Origin of the sequence: Paenibacillus sp. FSL R5-0887 (assembly GCF_038002305.1) — a bacterium.
GTDB classification, from domain to species: domain Bacteria; phylum Bacillota; class Bacilli; order Paenibacillales; family Paenibacillaceae; genus Paenibacillus_AQ; species Paenibacillus_AQ odorifer.
Window position 1 is genome coordinate 1,224,511 of sequence record NZ_JBBOCE010000002.1, and the last position, 17,558, is coordinate 1,242,068.

The 17,558-nt window shown below is 43.7% G+C and carries 15 protein-coding genes; 6 read left to right on the forward strand and 9 right to left on the reverse strand.

Annotated elements, in window-relative coordinates:
* The first annotated feature begins 31 nt into the window (after positions 1-31).
* Genes MKY14_RS23400 through MKY14_RS23410 form a run of 3 tightly spaced genes read left to right on the forward strand, consistent with a single transcriptional unit; the run spans position 32 to position 3,084 of the window.
* On the forward strand, positions 32-532 hold the full coding sequence (locus MKY14_RS23400; RefSeq protein ID WP_036684911.1) for a DUF4358 domain-containing protein: 501 nt from the start codon (positions 32-34) through the stop codon (positions 530-532).
* Between the two features lie 6 nt (positions 533-538).
* Entirely contained in the window at positions 539-1,924 is a 1,386-nt protein-coding gene (locus MKY14_RS23405; protein WP_340977436.1) for an MBOAT family O-acyltransferase, read from the forward strand.
* 20 nt (positions 1,925-1,944) lie between these two features.
* Positions 1,945-3,084 (forward strand): DHHW family protein, encoded by a 1,140-nt coding sequence (locus MKY14_RS23410; protein WP_340977439.1) that lies wholly within the window; start codon positions 1,945-1,947, stop codon positions 3,082-3,084.
* 171 nt (positions 3,085-3,255) lie between these two features.
* Here the strand turns inward: MKY14_RS23410 and MKY14_RS23415 are convergent, their stop codons facing one another.
* The 7 genes from MKY14_RS23415 to MKY14_RS23445 form a co-directional block, all read right to left on the reverse strand.
* Positions 3,256-4,665, reverse strand: coding sequence for a HAMP domain-containing sensor histidine kinase (locus MKY14_RS23415; RefSeq protein WP_340977442.1), 1,410 nt, complete (start codon positions 4,663-4,665; stop codon positions 3,256-3,258).
* Positions 4,649-5,296: a response regulator transcription factor gene (locus MKY14_RS23420; RefSeq protein ID WP_036684906.1), complete on the reverse strand. Its 648-nt coding sequence runs from the start codon at positions 5,294-5,296 to the stop codon at positions 4,649-4,651. Before MKY14_RS23420 ends, MKY14_RS23415 begins: the two co-directional genes overlap by 17 nt.
* Before the next feature lie 84 nt (positions 5,297-5,380).
* The gene (locus tag MKY14_RS23425; protein ID WP_340977443.1) at positions 5,381-6,658 is read right to left on the reverse strand and encodes a glycoside hydrolase family 5 protein; all 1,278 of its coding nucleotides are present in this window, start codon (positions 6,656-6,658) and stop codon (positions 5,381-5,383) included.
* A 136-nt stretch (positions 6,659-6,794) separates the two neighbouring features.
* Positions 6,795-7,730 (reverse strand): catalase family peroxidase, encoded by a 936-nt coding sequence (locus tag MKY14_RS23430; protein WP_076305192.1) that lies wholly within the window; start codon positions 7,728-7,730, stop codon positions 6,795-6,797.
* Between the two features lie 64 nt (positions 7,731-7,794).
* On the reverse strand, positions 7,795-8,289 hold the full coding sequence (locus MKY14_RS23435) for a hypothetical protein (RefSeq protein WP_143762704.1): 495 nt from the start codon (positions 8,287-8,289) through the stop codon (positions 7,795-7,797).
* Positions 8,290-8,291: 2 nt separating this feature from the next.
* On the reverse strand, positions 8,292-9,656 hold the full coding sequence (locus MKY14_RS23440) for a Dyp-type peroxidase (RefSeq protein ID WP_339246483.1): 1,365 nt from the start codon (positions 9,654-9,656) through the stop codon (positions 8,292-8,294).
* Positions 9,657-9,895: 239 nt separating this feature from the next.
* On the reverse strand, positions 9,896-10,450 hold the full coding sequence (locus MKY14_RS23445) for a hypothetical protein (protein ID WP_340977445.1): 555 nt from the start codon (positions 10,448-10,450) through the stop codon (positions 9,896-9,898).
* Between the two features lie 184 nt (positions 10,451-10,634).
* Between MKY14_RS23445 and MKY14_RS23450 the strand changes: the two genes are divergently transcribed.
* Entirely contained in the window at positions 10,635-11,078 is a 444-nt protein-coding gene (locus MKY14_RS23450; protein WP_036684901.1) for a hypothetical protein, read from the forward strand.
* Positions 11,079-11,158: 80 nt separating this feature from the next.
* On the opposite strand, the gene gshAB is transcribed toward MKY14_RS23450, so the two are convergent.
* Together gshAB and MKY14_RS23460 are read right to left on the reverse strand one after the other, a co-directional pair.
* Positions 11,159-13,489 carry a bifunctional glutamate--cysteine ligase GshA/glutathione synthetase GshB gene (gshAB, locus tag MKY14_RS23455; RefSeq protein WP_076306719.1) on the reverse strand — a complete coding sequence of 777 codons (2,331 nt, stop codon included), beginning with the start codon at positions 13,487-13,489 and terminating at the stop codon, positions 11,159-11,161.
* A gap of 19 nt (positions 13,490-13,508) precedes the next feature.
* Positions 13,509-14,861: an MATE family efflux transporter gene (locus MKY14_RS23460; protein ID WP_339246476.1), complete on the reverse strand. Its 1,353-nt coding sequence runs from the start codon at positions 14,859-14,861 to the stop codon at positions 13,509-13,511.
* Between the two features lie 318 nt (positions 14,862-15,179).
* Between MKY14_RS23460 and MKY14_RS23465 the strand changes: the two genes are divergently transcribed.
* Both MKY14_RS23465 and MKY14_RS23470 read left to right on the forward strand, forming a co-directional pair.
* The gene (locus MKY14_RS23465) at positions 15,180-16,091 is read left to right on the forward strand and encodes an ArsR/SmtB family transcription factor (protein WP_076306717.1); all 912 of its coding nucleotides are present in this window, start codon (positions 15,180-15,182) and stop codon (positions 16,089-16,091) included.
* A 69-nt stretch (positions 16,092-16,160) separates the two neighbouring features.
* The gene (locus MKY14_RS23470) at positions 16,161-17,435 is read left to right on the forward strand and encodes an MFS transporter (protein WP_340977449.1); all 1,275 of its coding nucleotides are present in this window, start codon (positions 16,161-16,163) and stop codon (positions 17,433-17,435) included.
* Positions 17,436-17,558 lie beyond the last annotated feature (123 nt).

Sequence of the window (17,558 nt, forward strand, 5' to 3'; positions counted from 1 at the left end):
TCAGACAATACATCAAGGAGAGTGACCTAAGTTGAAAAAGCATACCTTCATGCTAGCGTTAACCATTGTACTAAGTGTGGTGCTTGGCGCCTGTTCCAGCAACAACAGTAACAATGGGGCTGCCATTGAAACGAATCTAACTGCAAAAGAAATGGTCGATCAAATGCTGAGCAAAGTAGAGCAGCCATCTTTAATGGAGCTTGATGCGGCTACAGTTGAACAGCTATATCATCTGAACCCAGAATTGCTTGAAGATTATAGCATTAGAATGCCTATGATGAATGTGAAGACTAACGAAATTGCGGTTCTGAAAGTTAAAGATGTAAAAGATATGACCACTGTTGAGGATGCCATCAAAGCGCGTGCAACAGATGTTCAAAAACAATTCGAAACCTATCTGCCTGATCAATACGAAAATGCCAAGAACTATAAACTTATTAAAAAGGGTAACTATTTCCTGTTCGTTATTGCTGATCCTGCGGATCAAGATAAACTCGTAGCAGACTTCGATACTTACTTCACAGAAAAATAAATAACCATGGTATTCAGCAGCCTACTTTTCCTATTCCTATTCCTGCCGGCTGTCCTAGCGCTCTATTATGTTTCGTCCTGGCGAATCAAAAACCTCATATTGTTTTTAAGCAGCCTGTTTTTTTATGCTTGGGGCGAACCTGTCTACATTGTAATCATGTTGCTGTCCACCATTACAGATTACAGCTTTGGTCTACTTCTCAGCAGACCAAAGCTGACTGCGGTGCAGCGCAAGTGGATTGTGGTTAGTTCCGTCATTATTAATCTAGGCTTATTGTCGTATTTTAAATACGCAGATTTTCTCATCCAAAATATAAATGGACTCCTCGGTACACATATTCCTTTAACGGATTTACCTTTACCTATTGGGATTTCATTTTATACTTTTCAATCCATGTCCTACATTATTGACGTCTATAGAGGAACTACGAAAGCACAACGCAATTGGATTGATTTCGGTACATTCGTAGCCCTGTTTCCACAGTTAGTAGCAGGTCCGATTGTTCAATATAACACCATTGCCGGGCAACTACGTGAACGTACGGTCGATATCTCCATGTTCGCAGAAGGTGTACGGAGATTCATAATCGGATTAGCCAAAAAAGTACTGCTCGCCAACAACATCGGTCTGCTCTGGCACACCATATCCAGCTCCAACCTAGATTCCCTGCCTGCTTTTACCGCTTGGCTTGGGATTATTGCGTTTGCTTTTCAGATCTATTTTGACTTCAGCGGGTATTCGGATATGGCTATTGGTCTCGGTCTCATGTTCGGCTTCCGCTTTAACGAGAACTTCAACAAACCTTATATCTCTCAGAGTATTACTGACTTCTGGCGGAGATGGCATATTTCCCTTAGCAGTTGGTTTCGTGACTACGTCTATATCCCGCTTGGAGGCAACCGCCGGGGGTTAAGCGTTCAAGTGCGCAACATTCTCATCGTGTGGCTGCTCACGGGAATCTGGCACGGGGCCAGCTGGAATTTTCTGCTCTGGGGATTATACTTCGGGGTCATTCTTATCTTTGAAAAATGGTGGGGATTAAAGCTATTAAGCCGCCTCCCCCGTTGGACAAGACATTTATATGCTGTAGTACTTATACTCATCGGATGGGTCTTATTCGCTTTTGAAGAACTTCCTCTGGTCATTGGCTACTTACAAGCGATGCTTGGCTTTAATGGACAGCCGTTATGGAATAATACCACTTTATACTTCACTTACACGAACGCGATTCTACTCGTGGTGTTAACCTTTGCCTCTACACCTGTGAAGCTCTCCAAGCGGATAGATTCTAGATCGGTTCCTGCTCTTGTTTGGTATGGCGTGTTATTGTTCCTATCTGTTGCCTACTTAGTAGATGCAACCTTTAATCCATTTTTATATTTCCGGTTCTAACCATTAGGGGGTGATTATTTATGAAGCAGAAGACGGATCGAATCCTGGCTGGGGGATTTGTTGCAACGTTATTTCTGGTCGCTATCCTCTTTTTCTTACTGCCTGTTCAGCGTTTCTCTGAGCTTGAGAACCGGTATTTGCAAAAGGCCCCCCATCTGACATGGGACAATTTATTATCCCACACCTATGCGGAAGAGGCCGAAAGCTTTGTAACTGATCATTTTCCATTTCGGGCCAAATGGGTATGGGTGAAATCGGCGGTGGAACAGATGAGGCTACAGCAAGAGAATAACGGAATCTATAAAGGAAAAGACGGCTATCTTTTCGAAAAATTCGCAGCACCTGATTACACTAAAGTTCAGCAATATGCAGCAGCTGTGAAACGCTTTGCCGATAACAATCCCGATGCAAACACCACTTTCTTATTGGCACCGACATCGGTTGGCTTGTACAAGGAACGTCTACCCTGGTTAGCTCCTGTCTACTCGCAAGCTGAGGTGAATCAAACAATAGCTAAGGATGTAGGAGATAGCCTAACTTTTATAAATGGATTTGATGTTCTTAGCCCACATGCCGCAGAGCCCATTTACTATCGAACCGACCATCACTGGACAACCTACGGTGCCTACTTAGCTTATGTAGCCTATGCTCAAAGCATGGGCTGGCAGCCTCTGTCCCAGAGCGAATACCAGATTCAGACTGTGAGTAATTCATTTCTCGGAAGCTATCATACCCGGGGGCAATTTATCGGGGTCACACCTGATTCCATTCAAATGTACAAACCTAATCATGAGGTATCCACCCAAATGTACATTCAAGATACCGGTGAGACTTTAACAAGTATGTATGACCTAAGTTATCTGGAGAAAAAGGATAAGTACTCTTATTTCTTAGGGGGCGTACATGCGCTCATGAAAATCACCAGCCAGCTTGATCCAACAACGGTCAAACAGAAAAAACTGCTCGTCATCAAGGACTCTTATGCACATAGCGTTATTCCTTTCCTAACTCAGCATGTGCCTGAAATCCATGTGATCGATATCCGTTATTATAATGGAAACATCAGTGATTATATGGCTCAAAATGATATCAAGGATGTCTTGCTGCTTTTTAATACGGCTACTTTTATTGATAATGCGGCGCTATTGAAGTTAAATTAAAGGCACTCAGGGAAAAGGTGTTGTGCGTAACTGCGGGAATGTTGGACTTTCGGTCGCAGTTGTCTCCAGATGTTTTTGATTTTACCGCTATCAGCGGATAACCTCCGGAGACAGCTTATGTTTCCGATGCGAGCTTTCCTTCGGAAAGCTTTCAGGCGAACGCTAACGCTCCTACAGTTCCAAAATTCCCTCCTTAACTTCAAACCAAATACTAAAACTAATATATGAGTCCTCTAATTTGGACTCGTATTTCAGATCATTTTTGCCAAGAATCTCCGCGACGATGGACAGACCAAGTCCAGTACCGGAGATTTCTTTATTTCGAGACTCTTCAATTACATAGAATGGGTCCCAGATATACGCTAAATGCTCCGTTTTCAGGCGAGTGGTTTTATTGGAGATCGTAAATTTTAATGTACGCGTAGTGTCACTCCGTAGTTTTATTTCAAAAAAATCCTCTTCACCATATTTAATGGCATTACTAATTAAGTTGTTGAATACTATCTCGATTTGGCTGATATCTTCTTCAACGATAGAGGATTCAAGCGAATGAAAGTCGCTCATTAAGGTTATGTTTTTATTTTTTAACGTAATATTATAATGTGAGATCACTTTTAGCAGAAGCTCTTTAAGATCAAAAGGCTCTTTATGCACTTCTGACTTCTGGATCTTGGACAATTTAATTAAATAATCCACCATATCCGACGTATACTTCACTTGCTCCAAAATGATATCCGTATACGTGCCATCATCCAGACCGTCCTGAATGCCAATCGTATAGGCTTGGATTAAGGATAATGGTGTTTTCACTTCATGCGAAATGCTTGAGATAAGGGTATTTAAACTTTGATTTTTCTCCTCTAATTTGGCATGGGTGCTCTTTAGACGCTGACTCATCTGATTGATGCTTTTCGAGAGCTCTTCGATTTCATCCCCCGTTTGAATCGTCACTTGTTTAAAATCGAGATTGGATATATCCTTCGCGACATCCTGTAATTGTTCTAACGGTGTAATGATCTTTTTTGAAAAATAAGCCACTAACAGCAAACTGATAATAATCCCCAGTAGAATGGAGTAAAAGCTGAATTGATTTACGAGGGTCAAGGCATCTGTATTGTGCACAACCACAGTTCCTATGAGGATTAGACTGCTATCCTGCTCGTATATTTTCGTTAACAGACTCGATTTCAATTTGCCCTGATTAAATAAAAGATTAACCGTGTTGCCTTGTTTTACTTTTTGTAATACCTCATCTGTGATCCAAAATTTATTAAGTGCCACCTTATCTTTAAACAACGCAAATTGAATATTTTCGTTAATTTCTGCTGTACTTCCACTGTTTTCAACCCTAACAATCGTTACGTTATTATTGTTCTCGATCCTGCTTTCATTTTCCATGAGTTGATCCAAACGGAGATCCTTTACTTCGTCATAAATGGTGTTGATCTTGGTTTTCATTTTGTATAGGTAATAATCTGCTGAGAAATAGTTGTGCAGGAAATAAGACGTACCAAAAACAATCAGCAAAATAATGCTCACCATGATCAATAACTTCGTACTTATTTTATGAATTTTTATCATGGAAGCTGTACCCCATTCCCCTATGCGTGATCACGTGGTCAGCCCCAATTTTATCGCGCAGCCTCTTAATATGCGTATCTACCGTTCTTTCTTCGCCCAGATAATCCATTCCCCAAACCGCAGACAATAAGGCATCTCTGGATAAAATACGTCCTTTATGCTCATACAGGAAGGTTAGCAATTCAAATTCTTTTTTATATAACGCCAGTTCGGCCCCATTCTTGTACACTTTCTTCCGCTCAAAATCGATTTCTAAATCCCTAATCGCAGCCACTTTTTCAGTGCCTAGCATTTTTTTAATTCTAAGCATCAGAATCCTTGGGTCGAATGGTTTTCTTATATATTCATCTGCTCCTATATCCAAGGCACTGAATTCATCATCATGGGAAGACCTTGCGGTCAGCATTACAACTTTGGCCAAACTAACCTTCTTGATTTCATTACAAACCTCAAGCCCGCTTCGCTTAGGCATCATCCAATCCAGCACCACCAGATCGATCCTATTCGAAAAAAAGAGCTCAAGCGCCTCTTCACCATCCGCTGCTGTCCAAACGTTATAGCCTTCTTTTTCAAAATAAGTCTTCAATATAGTGGTCATGTGTTTCTCATCATCCGCAATTAAAATATTCAAAGTAGATTCTCCTTCCTATAATTATCAGAAGAAAAAGGCGAAATCCTTTACAGGTTTCACCTTTTCATATATTTTCATGCTACGTTATTGCAACTTCTCTACCCCTAATCCCTTCGTCAGTACGTTCCATATCGGGTTATCGACCGTCTTTCGATCAGGCTGTTCACCCTTCTCTATCGCTTCCCAATACTCCCAGGTTGGTGGCTCAGTGCCAATTTCATAATCCATGCCATCCCAAGTATCCTCCCGGAACGCATAAAACGCCCAGTGCCAGCCGTAATCAGCAAAAATCGAGATTAAATCAGCCAAGTATTGATCTGCACCTTTTACAAGCCGGTTCGTGCCAAATTCTTCAGCGACAATACGATTAGCAGGGATGTTATTTTTTTCTGCCCACTGTGCGATAGGTTCTAGAAAATCCTTTAAGGCTTTCTTATTGAATGCTTTTTCCGTCTTCTCCTCACCTACTTTAACTGTTCCAGGATATTCATAGGTTAAGCCTTTTTTCTTATTTTGGCTGGTGAGTTCGTAGGGTTCGTACATATGAAAAGCATATAATACATTCGCATCATCGATGGGTTTCAAATATTTAAAGGCCCATGGTGTAGCATACAGACCAGAATTGACGATAATAGGGGTTTCCGTATCTACGGTTCGAATCGCTGTCACAATAGTCTCATATAAAAGATTCAAATCCGCCGGAGTATTCTCCACTGAGCTATACCATTCGTTGTAATCCTCTGTCCAGAAATCATTAAATCCAGTAGCTTGTTCAGGATGTGGCTCATTAATAAGATTATAGCCGACCACCGCAGGATGATCCTTTAATCTTTCCGCAAGATCCTTCCAAAACGTTGCCGCTTGTTCATGATAACTGAAATCCTTCCAGATTCGATCATCATTTGTATAATCATTAAACTGCCGCCACCGATCTCCGGGCAGACTAAGGACTGTCAGCACTACTTTTGAACCCCGCGCCTCGGCTGCATCCAAGTCTGCTTTTAACGCTGTAAAATCATCCTCAACAAGCCCCTCATATTTATCTGCATTCCCTATTAAAAAGTCTTTATCTGGATTGGCATCCGGTTGATCGTTAAACAGGAAATCACTATCTTTTGCCCATTTATCTGGCGCAAGTCGAATGAACTCTATATTATTTTCTTTCGCTGCATCATAATTTTCGGGTATAGATTTGGAATTCATGAAATTTGTTCCTTTACGCTGTTGATCCCAGAAAGCGATCTTCTCATTGACCTCTTTCTTTACCTCCTTCTCCGGTTCAAGATTTGCTTGTGGTGTTGCTGCACTGCATCCTACGACTGCCAACAAAATCAATACGATAAATCCTTTAAACTTCTTCATTCTCTCACCTCGTAACCTATCGTAGCCAATCTCTGTTACAAGAGTGTCACAAGACATACCTAAAAGGACTGCCCTAAGGATGTCGGCAGACATTCTAGGACAGCCCGATCATATTCATAGAATATAAAATAAATGCTTACTGATTAGTACTTCGACGGGAATGTGACTCCGCATAGGCATCATGACGAAAGTTCAGAATAGGATCTTCAGAGCATTCAATGCCGGCAGGTACAACTGTCGGATCAAAGACGTACTCTTGAGCCTTCTCGTCTGCCACGCCGGTGATCGACAAATGGCCGACAACAATCCGTTCCCGGTCTTCAGGCCAAGCAGACGTCGGGTCATCCGTAGGATCTCCCTCCTGTCCGAGGATTACTGTCAATTGAAACGCCACAGGACCTTTGGACAGTCTCTCGATTAGTTCATCCTCCAAATAATCGGGAGATCGATTCTCCACCTCTTCCTGGGCCAGAAAGTGCAGACCCGCTTCCGGTTCCCACTCATATTTAATAGCCCGCCGCTCGCCAGCAGCATTGGTGAAGTAATAGGCATGAATGGAATGATAAAGGTTGGTTGCAAAACTGAGTGGCGGTTGCAGCATTTTCACGGCTTGAAGCCCAGCCCGGCTTTCCGAATACTTCTCCATGACGGCTTTGAATTTGTCTGCAATGGTCGCTCCCTCAAACGAATTTTCTTTAATTGTACGTAAGATATTAATAAAGGATTGCGGTGTTTTGGCAAAAAAGATCGGCAATGTAATTGTCACCAAACTTGTCACGCCCCCATCAGGCAATACAAACTGAACCGCCATTCCTTTTGCAGGCGAAAAAACATCAGGGATGGACGGATTAGTCGAGCTATTGGAGAAGCGTACAAGAGCTTGCACCTCATGATTTTGCAAATGTGGCGCTGTTGTCAAAGGACCCGCTTGGCCGTTAGGGGTGAACACCGCCTGGTAGACAACACCTTTGGCGTGCGCGCGTCGATAACCCGGATATTTGCCTGCTACCTCCTCAATGGAGTTTACCGCTTCTTCTGCGAGTTCAGACGACACTGATTTATTATTGTTCATTTTCGTTCACCTCTTTGTAATTTATCAGGAAGGAAAAGGGGACAAGGCCCCCTTTTCTAGTTTTTTAGCTTTGTGATGCGTCGAGCAGGTCATTCCAGGCCTTCGTAATTCGCTGTCCGCGCCAAATATCTCTGACCGTGGCATCGGGATAAGCACTGTACCAGCCGGATGCAGTGATCTGATGGTTGGCGATGAAGTCTTTCGCTTCCGAAGATTCAATTCCCGGAAAATCCTTCACTTCATTAAACATGTTATTCAACAACTCTGGAATTTCAGTTCCAAAATCATCGATATAACTATCCCAATCTCCATCATAAGCCGTCGCGAACAACAGCCGCGTGTCGTTATCAAAGATTACGAAGCGCATGTCGTGAACGGTCGCGATCTTCGCCATCGTTTCGGCTTGTCTCGATGCACTTTTTTTCAGCTTCTCACGGAGACGATCCGCCCCACCTTCTTTAAGCGGCGCAATGATGGTAAGCTCAGATATTTCACCTTCCCGCAGGCCGGCACGTCCAGCGCTTGTAATTGGATTAGTCTGATCTTGTGCTTCTAACATGTTTATTCCTCCTTAGATGTATGTTGATCCAACTCTGCCATCCACCGCAATGCAGTCATGCTGGGAACAAAGAAATACTCCCCGCCTTTGGTGATTGAAAAACTTGGAATTTCTTTCATCCGGTGGCGAATAGGTTTGTCCGGAATGGTAAACATCCCTTCCCCCTCATTCTTACCGGTAATAGGGTCTTTCTCGGTTGACATGCCCGCGAAATTGCCTCCATTTAACCAATCGCTCTTGATAAACTCGAATTGGCGGGACAATGAGCTGCATATACCTGCAAAAATAAGGCCTCTATCCTGACCATCATCCTCCATTACACCTTTTGGCAGTATAGGGCCATACATCGTTGACCGCCGGAGCAACCGGTGAATGTTCACATTAACAACCGAATCCTGCAAGCTGTCTCGGGGAAATGCACGACGGATATGCGAGCTTACCGGACATTTCAACCCTTTATGATCATCCCCATACGTAAATGCGTTCCGTCGGCTGACATCTTCGCCCAGTGCCGGATCATCTGCTTCAGGAGCCAGACTTAAAGGGGCTCCGCTCGGCCATCTTCCTACCATTTTAGCGGCCAAAAGTTCTTCCTCTTCCCGGTTATCCGCATGCTCCCGCAAATAACGACGGAAAGTCGCGACCCTCATATGCAATTTACGGAAACTGAGGTAACTTCCATTGTGGCCAAGTTCTGCCGGCTGTGGTCCCTGTGTTATAGTGCCGGATTCATTTAAATGCCCGAACAGGAATTCACCGGCTTTAATCTCCGCTTCCTGCCCCACCGCATTGGGTATATGGTTTCCTTCGATTCTCGGATTGCTGATTCCATCCATGAAGCCCAGATGAGTACGTCCGTCAGGATTCATTCCGACATCCAGCTGGTAAACGACGGATACACCATTCAGTTCGCAGTGGATTCGATGGGCTGCTTCTTCTGCTTGAAGCAGCGCTTCTTTGGTGGGCGCGAACAGAGCAAGCGCCACATCGACTTTGTCAGTACCCAGCGGGTCTTCCCAGTGCTCCGGGCTGCTTTCGTTTACATCCCCTAGCTTAGCTGCCCGGGCAGCCATGCCCTCCCGGAACTCCAGGTCGAAGCTGTTGAGTGACTCCTTGGGAATCCCCAGCTTCTGGAGTCCTTGATAGGTAAAACCAACGTTGACCCAAGCACCTTCGTGAGGATTATTCCACTGTCCGGCCGACGTCACTTCGTCGAGAAGCCGCTTCAGCATCACTTTCCCGTCCTGTTGATGATCGATAGACAGCAATACATAGGTTCCTACGTAGGGGGTAGGCCGTTCTTGTAAGACGATTCCTTGAATGTCATCATAATTCAGTTCTTCCGTTTCTGTACCTATGACGCTCACTCCTCCCTCGTCTTAAAGTTGTTTTCATAATATTAAAAACGGGTATTCTCTCATCCGTCTCTCGATCTAATTAAACTTAGCCCTAAATGGTTAATCAGGTTAACAGTCCTCCCCAACTAGACAATAACGGTACATTGTCTAAAAAATAGACACATCGTTAGATTTGTCTAAAATCGAGACAAAAAAGAGATATTCTAAAACCGGACCGGCTTTAGAACATCTCTTATCTTCGACTAACCTCACAAATCATATTCATAGTTATCAAACTTGCCATCTGATGCGAAGACATATTCGCAGATGTTCTCACCCCATCTAGCTATAACACTAAAGACGCGACCCGAAGTGGGAATATCACTGGTGGATGCTGGAGGGTTCACAAATTCATATTTCCCTTCGACGAGTGTTACAGGAACTTCTACAATTGGAAGCTGCGATTCATCAAAGCTCTCAGTTAGATAGGCCATCTTTACTGTGACTTCACTCGGTGCGTAATCTCCAAAGTCGACCTGCAGTTTCTCCCCTGGTTTCAAACGATGCAGCCCCGTTAGAAGCGTAGGTTCACTATGCCAAGCCGTATAGTAAAAGGAAGCCCGATCATATTCCGCTCCATTCCAGCTCGTCTTTAGAATGACATAATTATCTATAGCATCTGTACTATTCTCATGTGTAATGATAAGGGGCGACGGTTCAGCAGGACTTTTGAAAGAGCTCTCGGATTTACTCATTATTCCTCCGCGTTCCCCAAGCACCACCGCACCAATGATAACTACTGCCAACAGCATCAATGAAATCAATAATATCCTTTTAGACTTATTCCTATATTTGATAATAGCTCCCGCCTTTCCTTAAACTTCTAACCCTTCTTTCATTTAACACTTGATCATCAAGCCATGCAAGTAGGTAGCTGATGAATTATATAGCAAATCCAAGAGTTAACTCTCCTTCTATCATATTCTATTTCTAGGAGGTGAATATAAGATGACCATTCAGTTTGTAGATTTAAGACTATCCAACCAAGCTGCTTCGGATGCTACACCAGCAGTTATTCCACTAGCGGCGACTCCCCTTGTTTTTGGGGATATTGGTATTCAGACCGCAGGCGTGTCGGCTGAGAATCAAGGCAATGTCCGCGTACTTTTGACCGGATTTCTAAAAGTAGAAAACAATCCTCTTTTCAATACCAATACCGTTAATGTTCGCAGAAACGGAACGATCATTTTCACCACGACATTTGGGGTTGCGATCAGCAGAGAAAATGAAGCTTTCGGTTTTACAGCAGTAGATATTCCACCACCAGCGGCTGTCGCAACAGGTCAAATTCAGTACACAGCAGAGATCTTCACAAATGCAGCTGCAACAGATCCCTTTAATAATGTCCAAGCCAGAAACTTTAGTGGCGTTGCAGCTGCGGGTAACTCCTAACATGAACATGTAGTGGGTGAGGGAGCGAATTGCCCCTTTAAAAACAGAAGCTCAACCAAAGGTACTGGTTGAGCTTCTGTTTATTCCCCAAATAATAGATTCAGAATCCGTTCATCCGCCTTTCGGTTCTTCCCTTTATAAGGATAACAATGAATATGAATCGCTGGATTAAAGTTAATCTCAATAACGCTATAGTTCGTATCATTGGCTTCTTCCTTGATGTCATCAATCATCATATCCACTCCACAAAAAGTGGCGCCCGCAGCTTTAGCCGCTTGAATCGCCAGAGCCTTATAACTATCTGGGATCTCATCTGTAAAATCCAGGCTGTCACCACCCGTGCTAATATTAGAGTTCTCCCGAAGATAGATGACTTCGTTTAATGGAGGAATATCACTCCAAGCCTGAGCGTGGTTGTTCAAGAACATCGCTTCTGCTTCACCGATCTGAATTTTCTCAAGTGGTGTCTTGTACCCACGGCCTCTTAACGGATCCTTATTCTTCTCGTGCACTAGTTGTTCAATCGTATGTACACCATCTCCAATCACATTTGCAGGAACCCTGTGCAATACTCCGACTACTTCATCACCCATGACAAGAAAACGATATTCTTTACCCGTCATGAATTCCTCTAGTAGCACTGTTCGATCAAACTCGAAGGCGATTTCGAAGGCTTTTTGATAATCTTCTTTAGAGAAGTCGTCTGTAAAAATAGTAATGCCGAGTCCAAAATTGGTTGATTTGGGCTTAATCACAATAGCCTTGTTACGGTAAGTGCCATGCGCATTCATTGCCTCTTCCAGATTTCGAAAAGCTTCTCCTGCGGGAACACGAATGCCTTGCTGTTTAAGAACTTCTTTCGTAACGATCTTATTCTCCATGATTAATACCGTACTATAAGAATCAAGGGAGGTCTTCGTAGCTTGCTTAATATATTCTTTATGATCACCTTGCGTAAGAACTACAAAGTTCTCTTCCCGATCGATCAATTGAAACTTAATGCCACGTTTAACCGCTGCCTTCAAAAGAAGCTGTGTAGATAGCTCCAGATCCTCATATCCCACAAAACGGTATCCATTCGCAAGACTTTCCTTAGCATATTGTTTAGCTTTATTCAGATGGTATTGTACAAAAGAGGATTGTTGAACTTCCGACTTCACAATAGCTGCAAAACTCCGGTCTGGCTCTACAATTTTATTCTTAGCTCCATGCAATACGTTCAAAAACACTTCATTCTCCGGGTTCAACAGTTGGATCATATTCTGCATCTCATGAATACAAGTTAATGCCTGCTGCTCCATCGTTGTACATGAATCCCCGTAATCATGCAAACATCCCTTTATTCCTTCCATGATTAGTTGATCATGATTAAGATTCGCCATCTTCTGATCCTCTACTCCGAACGGTTCGTCCTCCTTCAGCAGCATATACAGGATAAAAAGATGAATGAAAATCATCGTTTCTTTGCCGATTCCTATTTTGTAGAGTGGATTCAGATCAATAAACCGAAGCTCCAAATAAGCTATCCCATCTTGCATCAGTTCCTCTAAAGGGTGTTTGCCTCTTGCTGTCTTCACTCTAACCGGACTATAAAACTCTTTTACACTTAATAATTCTTCCGATTCGATCAAAGCTTGTAAATCATGAACATAATCCTTTAACGAAGCAAAAGATACATAAAGAGGTTTTTCATTTCGATACCCACATTCGCTATTCCGCAGTGAATTCATATTCTGATAATAAAAGCTTTTGTCGTCATCTGTTTCCCCGCGAGCTACACATTGTTCCATATAAGTCTTATCAAAAACAGGGCTGGCGCCTGTTAAATAGATAAGAAGCCAACGGTACCGCAATAGGTTACGGGCTATTTTTAAGTAGGTAGCGTCTTTGAATTCTTTAAAGCTCACCTGTGGATCTGTTATGTCATGAAGCTGTCTCAGAAATTGTTCATCAAAAGAGAAATTGTAATGGATTCCGCTCAGCAATTGTCTTTTGCGACCGTATTTGTCTGCTAGCTGATGTCTGTATTCATCCTCAATCGGATTACCCATCTTGGCAATGGGGATGTCCTGATCATTCGGTAGCCTTGGAGGATTACTACTTGGCCACAGATATTCTTCCTTGAGCTCAAGCGACACAATATCCTGCAGCGCCTCCAGAAAGTTATAAGTCTCATCAATAGAATCAAAAGAAGGGGTGACCATTTCAATTTGACTCTCTGAGAAATCGGTTTGAATATACGGGTTCTCCATTTTGTTGCCAAAAGCTTTAGGATGTGGTGTCAGCGCAAGCCTTCCCTCTGGATCCACTCTGACATTTTCTTTTTCCAATCCAAATTCGCCGTGAAAAAGCTCCTTATTCAAATGGTTATCCCTCAGAAGCTGTATGAGTTTACGATTTAATAAAGCCATTTCAACGATCATCCTTTGCTTAGTAGTTTATCTGCTGTTTGTTCATTTTGAATAAAGATCTATTAAACCAGAACACAAGAATAACCCCTTTAAACACACTGCTTAGAGCAATCGACATCCACACCCCATTCAAGCCAAAAGGTTCGGATAAAATCAAGGCTAGTGGAATTCGCAGTGCAGTAAATGTAATACTGAAGATCGGCGGGATATGAGTTTGGCCAATGCCGTTAAAAGCACCTACTGTCATCAATTCCATACACATAAATAATTGTGAGTAGCCAATGATGCGCATATAATCAGTGCCTAATTCCAGGCTTGTCTGATCTGATAAAAACAAGGAAAATAGCTGCTGCGGGAACGCAATAAATATAAGCGATATGATCACGCCAAAGATGGAGGTTAAGATCAAAGCCTTACGATATCCCTGCCCTATACGGTCCAATCGGCGTGCTCCATAATTTTGTCCAAAAAAGGCAGCAATAGCTCCCTGTAGTCCTCCAATAGTCATATAAGAAATAGATTCAATTTGAATCCCTACTTTTTGCACCGCAATCGCATCCGCCCCAAAACGTACAATGATCTTAGCAATGACGATCGATATGAGCGTAAAGGTGACCCGTTGGATTGTGATCGGAAGTCCCATACGAATTACTTCTTTCATTTGACGACTGTCCCATGCTGATGTGTTCGAAATGATTTCTGACTTTCTTGTCTTTATGATAAAAAGAGCCGTAACTAAGATGTTCGCTGTCAATGTTGCCGTGGCTGCCCCCGCTACTCCCCAACCTTCAAAACTGCCCCAGCCAAAAATTAAAAATGGATCAAGGACGATATTAACCATAAGACCAACGGAGTAGATCTGAAACGGTTGTTTACTATTTCCCATCGAGTTTAAGAGTGTGGCAAACAAAGTATTTACGATGGAAAATACCGTCCCGAAGATCGAAATCACTAAAAATTGTCGTGCCATCCGTTCAACTTCATCACTTCCAAGATCAAAAAAACCAATCAACTGATTGTTGGTCAACAGAACTAAGCTCATATAGAGAAGTCCTAATAAAATAGACATCATAAACCCGTTCTTAATATATGATTTAGCCTTCTCTATCTGGCCAGATCCCATACAAAACGCAACCTTAATCCCTGTACCGATCGTAATCATAGTCGACAATGCAATCGCTAGATTAATGAAAAAACTCGCCGTGCCAATCGCGGCAACAGGACCACTTCCCAATCTTCCAACCCAAATCATATCGACGAGGCCATAGGTTGTGGAGATGAAATTCGTCGCAATAATGGGAAGCGTTAATTTCATTAAGGTAGGCATAATAGGACCCTGAGTCAAATCATTCATGCCCTGAAATTCCTTCAAATCTAAAAACACCTTCTTCATCTGAGTTTCAGATTTATTATATAACCAAACACTTATATAATCAATTGATTATATTTGAGCAATCTACTCAGAACTCCTAAAAAGTATATAAATTGTGTAGACGTCAAAAGACAGTTCCTAGTGCACAAAATGTGCCTACCGGAACTGTCTTTTTTTCGTAATTAAAATTTCTTTTGTTTTCAGTCGAAAAGCTATTGAAAATGGAATATAGTTCGTTTACAATAAAACCAATAAAAAGTTCTATAATTATAGAACTAATAAATGTTTCAGTAACTTACTCAAAGGATGGAGAAGCTCATGGAATATAAAGTAGAAGTCGATTTTGCCCCCATGTATGAATGTGTGAACAGTATGACTGCTTTTCTAAGCAAGCAGAACCATACTGCTATGGATTCCGGTAAGCTCTGGGTACGTGAAGTACAAGCAAGATTTGCACCGATGTTGCTTCGTAAAATGCAAGAGGTCGTTAAGAAACTTGATGATTTCAGTTTGGCTCCCTACATTTGGTGCTGTCCAGTAGAACGTTCGGTTAGCAGCTTTCTGGATTGGTTTGATGGGTTAACTTCGGGTGAACTGTATGAAATATCTGGACGTTTCGGCCAATCGGTCCCCTCTAATCTTTCCGAGCTAAGGGACACTGCCTCTGACATCCTGCGCGAATGGAACGCGGGTTACTTCAATGGAATCGACCCTAATATCCTCAAAGGGCTTGAACAGGAAGCCGAGTCAAGACGAACGATACTGAATGGGAACAATGATATGGAAGTCTTTGAAGCAGCAACCGACGGAATGCGTCTCTATCCAACCGAACGTCTGAAGCAGGTCATTATCATTCCGCAATATCATGCCCGCCCACTGGTCACCACCTCTATGTTTGATGAATTCGTGTTCACTAGCTACTCTTGTGATGTTCTCCCTCCGGAAGCTGGCCGGCCTGCTCCAGCACTACTTCGCCTTACCCGGGCACTCTCGGATGAGACGCGGCTGTATATCCTTCGTCTGCTTACAGGCAAGCAGTTGAATTTCACGGAAATCGTGCGGGAAGTCGGACTTTCTAAAAGTACAATCCACTACCATCTGATCGCGCTGCGCGCAGCAGGACTGGTCATTGTCCATACCAACGTTAAAAGCACATCGTACAGCCTGCGATTGGAAGCCTTAAATGGGCTACCGCAGCAGATTGGGTCATATCTAGAGAGTCAAGCATAAACGCCTTAAGCGTCCTTATAAGGACGGTAAGTGTATATGCGAGAAATATAAGAAAGGAGCAAACAGGCTATGATAAAACGCAGCTATTATGGTTTACTCTCAACCATAACTTTAAGTGCTTTTGGGGATGCTTTTGGCTTGTTGGCTATGGAATGGCTCGTCTATGAGCTGACGGGTTCCAAACTAGCGATGGGAGCACTCGCGCTCAGCTCCGGCATACCTGAGCTGCTGCTGCGCTTGCTGGGCTCGCCGCTGTCCGACCGACTCCACCGGGTACGCTTTATGGCCTGCTTGGCAGCCATTCGCCTGCTGGCTATAGCATTGCCACTTGGCATGGGTCTGGCTGGCCAACTGCAGCTGTGGCATCTGTTTGTCGCCGCTGGTCTCAGCGGGGCCTGCGCCGCCCTGTTCATGCCAACAGCCATGGCTGTTATCCCCGGCGTTGCCGATAGCCGGAAGCTGGTGCGGGCTTTTGCTATCATCGATGGCAGCAAAAGTGCAGCAGTCTTGCTGGGCCCCGCCCTGGCTGGGGCGTTGACCGCTGCCAGTGGAGCGCTGCCAGCCCTTAGCATCAACATGTTATGTTACGTTGCGGCCATCACTACCTTGCTGTGCCTGCAGAAGCTACCCAAGCCCTCTCCAGCTCCAGGCCGTTTCTCCATTACCGTCTACGTTCGCGAAATTGCTGAGGGCTTTACCTTCTATAAACAGTTCCCCGCCATGCTTACGATAATGATGATGGCCTCTATTAGTAATCTAAGCTCCATTGCCGTCTGGACCATGATGGTTCCTTTTGTACGCGAAGTGCTCCACCGTGATGCGGCGACGATGGGCACACTTAGTACAGTTTTCGCACTTGGAACCTTAGTCGGGCTAAGCGTCATTTCCATGATAGGGGAAATTAAAAAGAGGCGGTTTGTCATGCTCGGAAGTCTGGGGACCATCGGTTTAGTTACAACATTATGGGGGTTATTTCCTAGTTTTTCTTTTGCTCTCGCCGCCGTATTCGCCACCGGAACGATAGGTCCCTTCTTCGGCTCCTTAAGCTCTTCACTCCATGGACGTCTGGTTCCGAGCAATCTGCAAGGAAGAGTCAACTCCATCCGTTTTTTAATCGGTGGCGGTTTACAGCCTTTTGGTGCTTTTGCCGGCGCCGCGATTGCTGAACTCTATGGTGTGCCTGCGCTTTTTGTCATCGCCGGCTTGCTTCCAATGCTCTGCGCCAGCGCAGCCTTGCTGCTTCCCGGACTCAAAACACTGGACGGTGACCTCTCCACACTTGAAGCCACTCATCGGCAGCCCGATGCCGGGGTTCCCCCGCACAAAGTTGTTGCTGAACATTAAGTGAATCAAAAAAACAGGCGATACCGGATACCGGAACATCGCCTGTTTTTATAAGTTTTCACCTAGGAACATCGCTACTAGGTATATTCTCTTTTGAATGGTTTGTCACAGTGGCTTGATTCG